This is a genomic window from Sulfolobales archaeon (assembly GCA_038897115.1).
Classification (GTDB): domain Archaea; phylum Thermoproteota; class Thermoprotei_A; order Sulfolobales; family AG1; genus AG1.
On the sequence record JAWAXC010000095.1, the window covers coordinates 1 to 7,986 of the forward strand.

Annotated in this window: 5 protein-coding genes; all 5 read left to right on the forward strand. The window is 43.7% G+C overall.

Going from position 1 to position 7,986, the window contains the following annotated elements:
• Positions 1–257 precede the first annotated feature (257 nt).
• From QXE01_10205 to narJ, 5 genes are read left to right on the forward strand one after another with little or no spacing between them, the layout of a single operon-like run.
• Positions 258–1,553: an MFS transporter gene (locus tag QXE01_10205; GenBank protein MEM4971606.1), complete on the forward strand. Its 1,296-nt coding sequence runs from the start codon at positions 258–260 to the stop codon at positions 1,551–1,553.
• The gene (narI, locus tag QXE01_10210; protein ID MEM4971607.1) at positions 1,540–2,235 is read left to right on the forward strand and encodes a respiratory nitrate reductase subunit gamma; all 696 of its coding nucleotides are present in this window, start codon (positions 1,540–1,542) and stop codon (positions 2,233–2,235) included. Before QXE01_10205 ends, narI begins: the two co-directional genes overlap by 14 nt.
• A complete protein-coding gene (locus tag QXE01_10215) occupies positions 2,228–5,764 on the forward strand; it encodes a nitrate reductase subunit alpha (protein MEM4971608.1) in 3,537 nt (1,178 codons plus the stop codon). The genes narI and QXE01_10215 overlap by 8 nt, the downstream gene beginning before the upstream one ends.
• On the forward strand, positions 5,761–7,191 hold the full coding sequence (narH, locus tag QXE01_10220) for a nitrate reductase subunit beta (GenBank protein MEM4971609.1): 1,431 nt from the start codon (positions 5,761–5,763) through the stop codon (positions 7,189–7,191). The genes QXE01_10215 and narH overlap by 4 nt, the downstream gene beginning before the upstream one ends.
• A gap of 5 nt (positions 7,192–7,196) precedes the next feature.
• Positions 7,197–7,739 (forward strand): nitrate reductase molybdenum cofactor assembly chaperone, encoded by a 543-nt coding sequence (gene narJ / locus QXE01_10225; GenBank protein ID MEM4971610.1) that lies wholly within the window; start codon positions 7,197–7,199, stop codon positions 7,737–7,739.
• The last annotated feature ends 247 nt before the right edge of the window (positions 7,740–7,986 follow it).

Sequence of the window (7,986 nt, forward strand, 5' to 3'; positions counted from 1 at the left end):
TTCTCAAGTTTCTTCTTATCTATAGATCTATTCAGCATATGATTTTTACTCGGTAAGAATTTCTCCAAAAACTTTCTTAAGCTTTACAGCATATTCTTTCGCTTCTCTAAGATTCTATCTTGAAGCTCTTTCTCATCGATCATTGAAAGATAGTACGAAACAATGAGAAAAGACTGAAAGAGAATTCCTCAGAACAGTTAGAATATATAAGTTTTTTTAAAAGAAACAATGAGAAAAGACTGAAAGGAAAGGTGCTGATGATGTCTGAGGATGAGGTTAGAATAAGTGGGACTCAAAGGAGGGCACTTATAGCTGGAACAATAGCATTCTTCGGAGGTTTTGCAGCAGTAGCACTTTTTAACATAACAGCAAAGACTTTTTCCGAGATGCTGAACCTATCTCTCCTGCAAGTAGGATGGCTTGTAGCCATACCAACACTAACAGGCTCACTAATGAGGATTCCATTTGGAGCAATGGTTGATCGATATGGAGGAAGAAGGGTTATTTTATCTCAGCTACTTCTTGCACTTATAGGTATGATAGGGCTTCTCCTTTCCATCGAAGCTATAATGAATAGATCAATCACTTCAAGCATTCTTGGATATGCTCTGCTCATGTTTTTCGGTGCTGTTGCAGGAATAGGAATCTCAGTCTTCTCTTCTGGAATAGCCTATGTATCCTACTGGTTTCCTCAGAGAAAGCAGGGATATGCACTTGGCTTCTATGCAGGAGTAGGAAACACAGCCCCGGGAATATTTACTGGGATTCTCCCATATGCTATAGCATCTTTGGGCTTGCTAGGCTCATATGTTGCCTGGATGCTCATACTGATCGTTGTGATTCTTATCTTCTTCTTCATTGGTAAGGATCCCTACTATTTCCAGCTTCTTAAGAAATACAACAGAGAAAGAGCATTAGAGGAAGCTAGGAAGCTCGGGCAGGAGCTCTTCCCCACCGGCTCAGCAAGAGAGAGTCTCGTGAAAGCCTCAAAGCTTGTCAGAACTTGGATATTTGTGATACTATACTTCACTTCCTTCGGAGGATTTCTAGCCCTAACATCTTGGCTTCCAACATACTGGGAGAAGCTCTTCTCTCTCTCTTCTATCCAGGCAGGGCTGATCTCAGGGATCCTCTTCTCACTCCTCGCATCCCTCATAAGAGTAGCAGGTGGATGGATCAGCGATAAAATCGGAGGAGAGAGGGTTGCCATACTATCCTTCACAATCATTCTGCTTGGCAGCACGATCATGACGTTAAGCACATCTTTCCCCATAAGCCTGGTTGGTATCCTTGTTATAGCATTTGGAATGGGTTTCGCTAACGCTTCGGTATTCAAGATGGTTCCAAAATATGTTCCGGAAGCCGTTGGAGGAGCTACTGGGCTGGTTGGAGGTCTAGGAGCTCTTGGAGGTCTCCTACTCCCTCCCTCAATGGCCTGGTTTGCTCAAGAGTTTGGAACAAGAGGTTATTCGCTTGGTTTTTCAACCTTCGTAATTCTAAGTGTTATTTCCCTAATTCTCTCTTTCATGGTGCTCAAACATGCTAGAAAGTAGCATTTTGGAATCGATTCTCTGGGTCATTTTACCATATGTAGTTATAATGACATTCATTATTGGAAACATATACAGATACGTATTTTCGCAGCAGTCATGGTCATCCAGATCAAGTGAAATATTCGAGAAAAGACTTCTGCAAATTGGTGGACAGCTCTTTCACTATGGCTTACTGCTTGTCATCTTTGGTCACATAATTGGGCTGTTCATTCCTCCTAGCATTACTGCGGCTTTAGGTATCAGTGATGAGGAGTACCACATGATAGCTATAACCATGGGCGGAGTAGCAGGAGGAGTAGCACTTCTCGGGAGCTTGATACTTCTTTGGAGAAGACTAGCAGATCCAAGAGTCAGGGCAACCAGTAGTAGCTCGGATACTCTGATTCTTATCTTGATAGTTCTTACAATGATGTTTGGGGAATTCAACACCGTAGTTTATAGCGCACTTTATGGTCCCTATGACTACAGAAGTACAATTGCTCCCTGGATCAGATCCCTATTTTACAGCCCAAACCCATCACTGATGACAAGTGTTCCTCTAACATATAAAATCCACATTTTTCTTGCTTATCTTGTCTTTTTCATGTGGCCATTCTCCAGGCTAGTTCATGTATGGAGTGTTCCTATATTTTACCTGCGTAGGTCATGGATTCTCTACAGGAGGTTGGAGAGATATGAATAGAGGGAATCCAATTGAGGAAGCTAAAAGACAGCTTTTCCCAAAGGAGAGGATTGGCAAATGGATAGAGATAGATAGAGCTGGAAGAGAGTGGGAGGAGCTTTATAGAAGAAGGTGGCAGTATGACAATGTAGTAAGATCTACGCATGGGGTTAACTGCACAGGATCATGTAGCTGGAGGATCTATGTGAAGGACGGATTAGTAGTGTGGGAGCATCAGGCAACTGATTATCCGTCCACCTCCCCAGAGCTTCCCGACTATGAGCCAAGAGGATGTCCGAGAGGAGCTTCTTTCTCTTGGTATCTATACAGCCCGCTTAGAATAAAGCATCCCTATGTTAGAAGCGCATTGTTAAGAGCCTGGAGAGAGGAACTTTCGAGGACAAATGATCCAGTTCTGGCTTGGGAGAAAATAGTAGAGAGCGAACATGGAAGGACTTACAAGTCTGCCAGAGGCAAGGGAGGATTTATTCGAACATCCTGGGATGAAGCTCTCGAGATAATCTCAGCTGCTCTGATATACACCATAAGAAAATATGGACCGGATAGGATATTCGGCTTCACCCCAATCCCAGCAATGTCAATGGTAAGCTATTCCTCCGGATCAAGGTTCTTGGAGCTAATAGGAGGAGTCATGCTAAGCTTCTATGATTGGTATGCAGATCTTCCACCAGCCTCTCCTCAAGTTTGGGGAGAGCAGACAGATGTACCAGAGAGCGCCGATTGGATGAACTCTCTATACATAATTGTTTGGGGAACAAATTTAGCTATGACCAGGACTCCTGATGCTCATTTCCTCTCTGAGGCGAGATACAGAGGAGCAAAGGTTGCTGTCATCACACCAGATTACACCGACGTCACAAAGTTCGCGGACATATGGCTCTCTCCTAGGCCGGGAACTGATGGAGCCATGGCCATGGCTATGCTACACGTGGTTTTGAATGAATTTTATGTGAAGAGAAGCGTCCCTCACTTCATTGATTATGTGAAAAAATTCACGGATCTCCCATTCCTAGTAGTTTTGGAAAGGGAAAATGATCGATATAGGGCAGGGAGATTTCTCAGAGCTTCTGATATAGGAATTAATACTGAGAATGCAGAGTGGAAAACAGTCGTAGTGAACTCTGAAGGAGGAGAGCTCTCAGTACCAAACGGAAGCATTGGATTCAGGTGGGGGAAGGAGAAAAAATGGAATTTGAGAATGGAGGACTCGCTAACAGGCAAGAAAATCGACCCCTATCTAACTCTCCTCGGCAATCACGATGAGATAATTCAGGTGAGCTTTCCAGTTCCAGGAAAGGAAGCTGTTAGAGGTGTTCCAGCGAAGAAGATCAGAACGAGCAAGGGTGAGCTCCTCGTTACAACAGTTTTCGATCTTCTAGTGGCTCACGTTGGTATATCAAGAGGATTGCCTGGGGACTATCCAGAATCCTACGATGATCCAAAACCATTTACTCCTGCTTGGCAAGAGGATATAACAGGTGTCAGCAGAAAAGCTGTTCAGCAGTTAGCCCTCGAGTTCGCAAAGACAGCTGAGGAAACAAAGGGAAGAGCGATGATTATAATAGGTCCTGGAGTTAACCACTGGTTCCATTCAGATCTGACTTACAGAGCAATAATATCCATGCTTATCCTCCTTGGAACTGTGGGAAAGAAAGGAGGAGGGCTTGCTCATTATGTTGGACAAGAGAAAGTGAGACCGATTGATTCCTGGTCTCTGCTTGCTTTTGCTCTTGATTGGCAGAGACCTCCCAGACAGCAGAACACAACCTCCTGGATGTACATACATTCCGACCAATACAGATACGAAGACCTCAGCACAAAAACGCTGAGCCCAAGAGCGAGATACGAGCATCCTGGAGATTACGTGGTCGAGGCAGTAAAAAGAGGGTGGCTTCCCTTCTATCCTCAATTCACCGAGAATCCAATTGAGCTTTACAAAAAGCTCAGCAATGAGGGTAAGCTGAAAGATGAGGAAATAAGGAAAATAGTAGCAGAAATGATAGATAAGGGAGAGCTGAAGTTTTCTGTAGAAGATCCGGATCACCCTGCTTCCTTTCCTCGCATTCTTTTTATCTGGAGATCCAATCTGCTAGCTTCAAGCGGAAAAGGGCACGAGTACATACTGAAGCACCTGGTTGGTGCTGAAAGCTCGCTGTCTGCCAAGGAAAGCGATATTAGGCCAAACCTTATTACTATGAGAGAACCTATACCCGAAGGAAAGCTCGATCTAATTGTCACTATCGATTTCAGGATGAGTACCAGTGCCATATACTCAGACATTATCCTTCCAGCAGCAACATGGTATGAGAAGAACGATCTGAGCACAACAGATCTCCATCCATTTATTCATCCATTCAATCAAGCAGTCCCTCCTGCATGGGAATCAAGAAGCGACTGGGACATATTTGTGTCGCTATCAAAGAAGTTCACAGAACTAGCATGCTCTAGGCTAGGAAAGGTGAAGGACATTGTTCTCGTTCCTCAGCTTCATGACACGCCGGGAGAGCTGAGTGGAGAAGGGTCAAAGCCTTCTATATCAATTGTGGAGAGGGACTATTGCGATGTGTATCATAGAATGATATCTCTTGGACCTCTAGCCTCAAAATCTATAGGAGCCAAGGGTATTTCGTGGAGTTCGGAGGAAGAATATTCAGAGCTCGCATTAATAAATGGAGCAGATGATCATGGTCATCCATTAATTGATACTGACAGGAAGGTTGCAGAAGCTATACTGCATCTATCGAGTGTTACTAATGGGAGAGCGGCACTGAAAGCCTTCAGAGCTCTCTCTGAAGTTACAGGCATTACATTCAATGATATAGAAATCGATGTATCAAGAAGAACAAGCTTCAAGGACTTGGTTTCTCAGCCAAGGAGGGTTCTAACTTCCCCCATATGGAGCGGGAAAGAAGAAGATACTTATTCTCCCTACACTCTCAACGTGGAGAATTTGGTTCCATTCAGGACACTGACTGGCAGGCAGCATATCTACATTGATCATCCCCTGTTTATCGAGTTCGAAGAACAGCTTCCAACCTACAAGCCACCTGTGTCTTCTGCCCCATTCCGAAAAGGAGAAGATGAGGGGAAGATCGGTATAGTGCTGAAATATTTAACTCCGCATGGAAAGTGGCAGATTCACTCTACCTTCATGGATAACCTCTTCATGCTAACACTATTCAGAGGAGGACCAGTCATCTGGATAAGCAGACAGGATGCAGAGGCTCTCGGTGTGAGGGATAACGAATGGGTTGAGGCATCGAACAGAAACGGATCAATTATAGCGAGAGTTGTTGTGAGCGATAGAATACCACAGGGAGTGGCTATAATGTATCATGCTCAGGAGAGAACAATATCCGCAGGAAAAGATCCATCGGGCACTCACAACAGCCTAACTAGAGTAAGAATAAAGCCAACACTCCTTGCGGGGGGATATGCCCAGATAAGTTGGGCTTTCAATTACTATGGTCCAACCGGAACTCAGAGAGATGAGCTGATAGTTCTTAGAAAAGTAGGTGAGCAAAAATGAAAGTGAGAGTTCAAATATCGATGGTTATGAACCTGGACAAGTGTCTTGGCTGTCATACATGCAGCATAACATGTAAGACAACATGGACGAACAGAAGGGGGGCAGAGTATATGTGGTGGAATAATGTAGAGACAAGACCAGGAGTGGGGTACCCACAGAGATGGGAAGATCAGGAGAAATGGAAGGGTGGATGGAAGCTCGAAAATGGAGAACTCAAGCTCAGAGTAGGTGGTAGGCTGTCAAGGCTTTTCAGGATATTCTATAATCCTTGGATGCCTAGCATTAATGACTACTATGAGCCGTGGAGCTATACATACGAAAAACTCATAGAAGCGAAGGAAGGTGAGAAGCCTCTTGCTGAGGTCAGATCCTCTATAACTCAGAAGCCTCTTACTTTAGAGAGAGGTCCAAATTGGGATGACGATCTGGCAGGATCACCCATATATGCATCTTCTGACCCGAATTTGGAGAAAGGTATAACGCTAGAGTACGAAAGAATCTTCATGTTCTATCTTCCAAGAATATGCAATCACTGCCTTAATCCTTCCTGCGTAGCAGCCTGCCCTTCTGGTGCTATGTACAAGAGAGAGGAGGATGGTATAGTTTTAGTGGATCAGAGCAGGTGTAGAGGATGGAGATACTGCATCTCAGCATGTCCATACAAAAAGGTCTACTATAACTGGAGCACACATAAGGCGGAGAAATGCATACTTTGCTATCCAAGAATAGAGGCAGGCCTTCCCCCTGTTTGTGCTGAGACCTGTGTTGGGAGAATGAGATACGTGGGGCTTCTCTTATATGATGCGGAGAGAATAAGAGAGGCAGCTTCTGCAGAGGAAAGCGCTCTCCTGGAAGCGCAACTGAGCATAATCCTTGATCCTAACGACCCGAAGATAGAAGAGGAAGCACTAAATCAAGGTATTTGGAAAGACTGGTTGGAAGCTGCTAAAAAATCTCCAGTATTCAAGATGGTAAAAGTGTGGAAAATCGCCTTTCCCCTTCATCCTGAGTACAGAACGCTTCCAATGGTATTCTATATTCCTCCACTGAGCCCGATTCTCAGGATTTTCGAAGGAGAAGAGCTCGGAAAGCTCGAACCAGAGGATATTTTCCCGAATGTTAGGAATATGAGAATCCCAATCGCCTATTTAGCAAAGATGTTTACAGCAGGTAATGAGGATGCTATTCGCAAAGCACTCGAGAAATTGATCGCCGTAAGAGCATATATGAGGAGTATCTCTCTTGGGAGACCAAACCTGAAGGTGCTAAGTGAGGTCGGGCTGAGTGAGAAAGATGCGAGAGAGATGTACAGGCTTTTGGCAGTTGCTAAATACGAAGATAGATTTGTTATTCCAAAGGCTCACAGAGAACAGTCACTGAAAGCATCAATCGAGCAGGGGTATGCTGGATTAGATGAGCTGAGGTAGTTGGATTGAAGCAAGAATTTGAGGACAGCTTTAGGTTCTTTGAACTCATGGGAAAGCTCCTGGAATATCCTGATACTGCTTTTTTTGAGTTAATTCATGAAGTAGAAAAAGCGATAGGAAAATTCCCAAGCAGATCCACGATACTGGAGAAAATTATGCTATTTAGAAAAGAAGTTTCAGTACTGGATCTTTATCAGCTACAAGAGCTCTACTCTAAGACATTTGACTTCTCAGCAGATTCTACGCTGAATATATCGTATTATTTTTCTGGAGATTCCAATGATAGAGGAAGAATACTAGCCTATTTTTCCTCCTTCTATAGGAAAGCAGGAGAAGATCCTCCTAAGGATGATTTGCCAGATAGTGTTCCCCATCTTCTCAAGTTAATCTCGCGACATCCAGAGCTGTTCCAGGAGATAGCGGTTCTTCTAGCATTCTCTCTGCGTAAAATAGCAGAAGCCCTTAAAGAAAATCCTTATAGGAACGTCATCGAGGCAATAGAAATAGCAATTGAAGATCTAGCATTTAATTGGAAAAAGGATGCATAGAAAATTATTAACATAATCAAGCCAAATGGGAGAAGGCTTTAATCAACGGAAGCGTCAGTTATAATGAGTCTGCAAACCCATTGAAGTGGATCCCTAAATATGCTAGAAGGAAGATTTCAGAGATCTAGCAGAAGCGTTTCCTGAATGGAAAATAAATGGAGAAAAAACTTTTGAGGAAGGGAAGAGAATAGGTTCATATAGGTACTTGAGAAGGAGATTTAGGGAAAAGACTTTCAGTCTTTTCTTA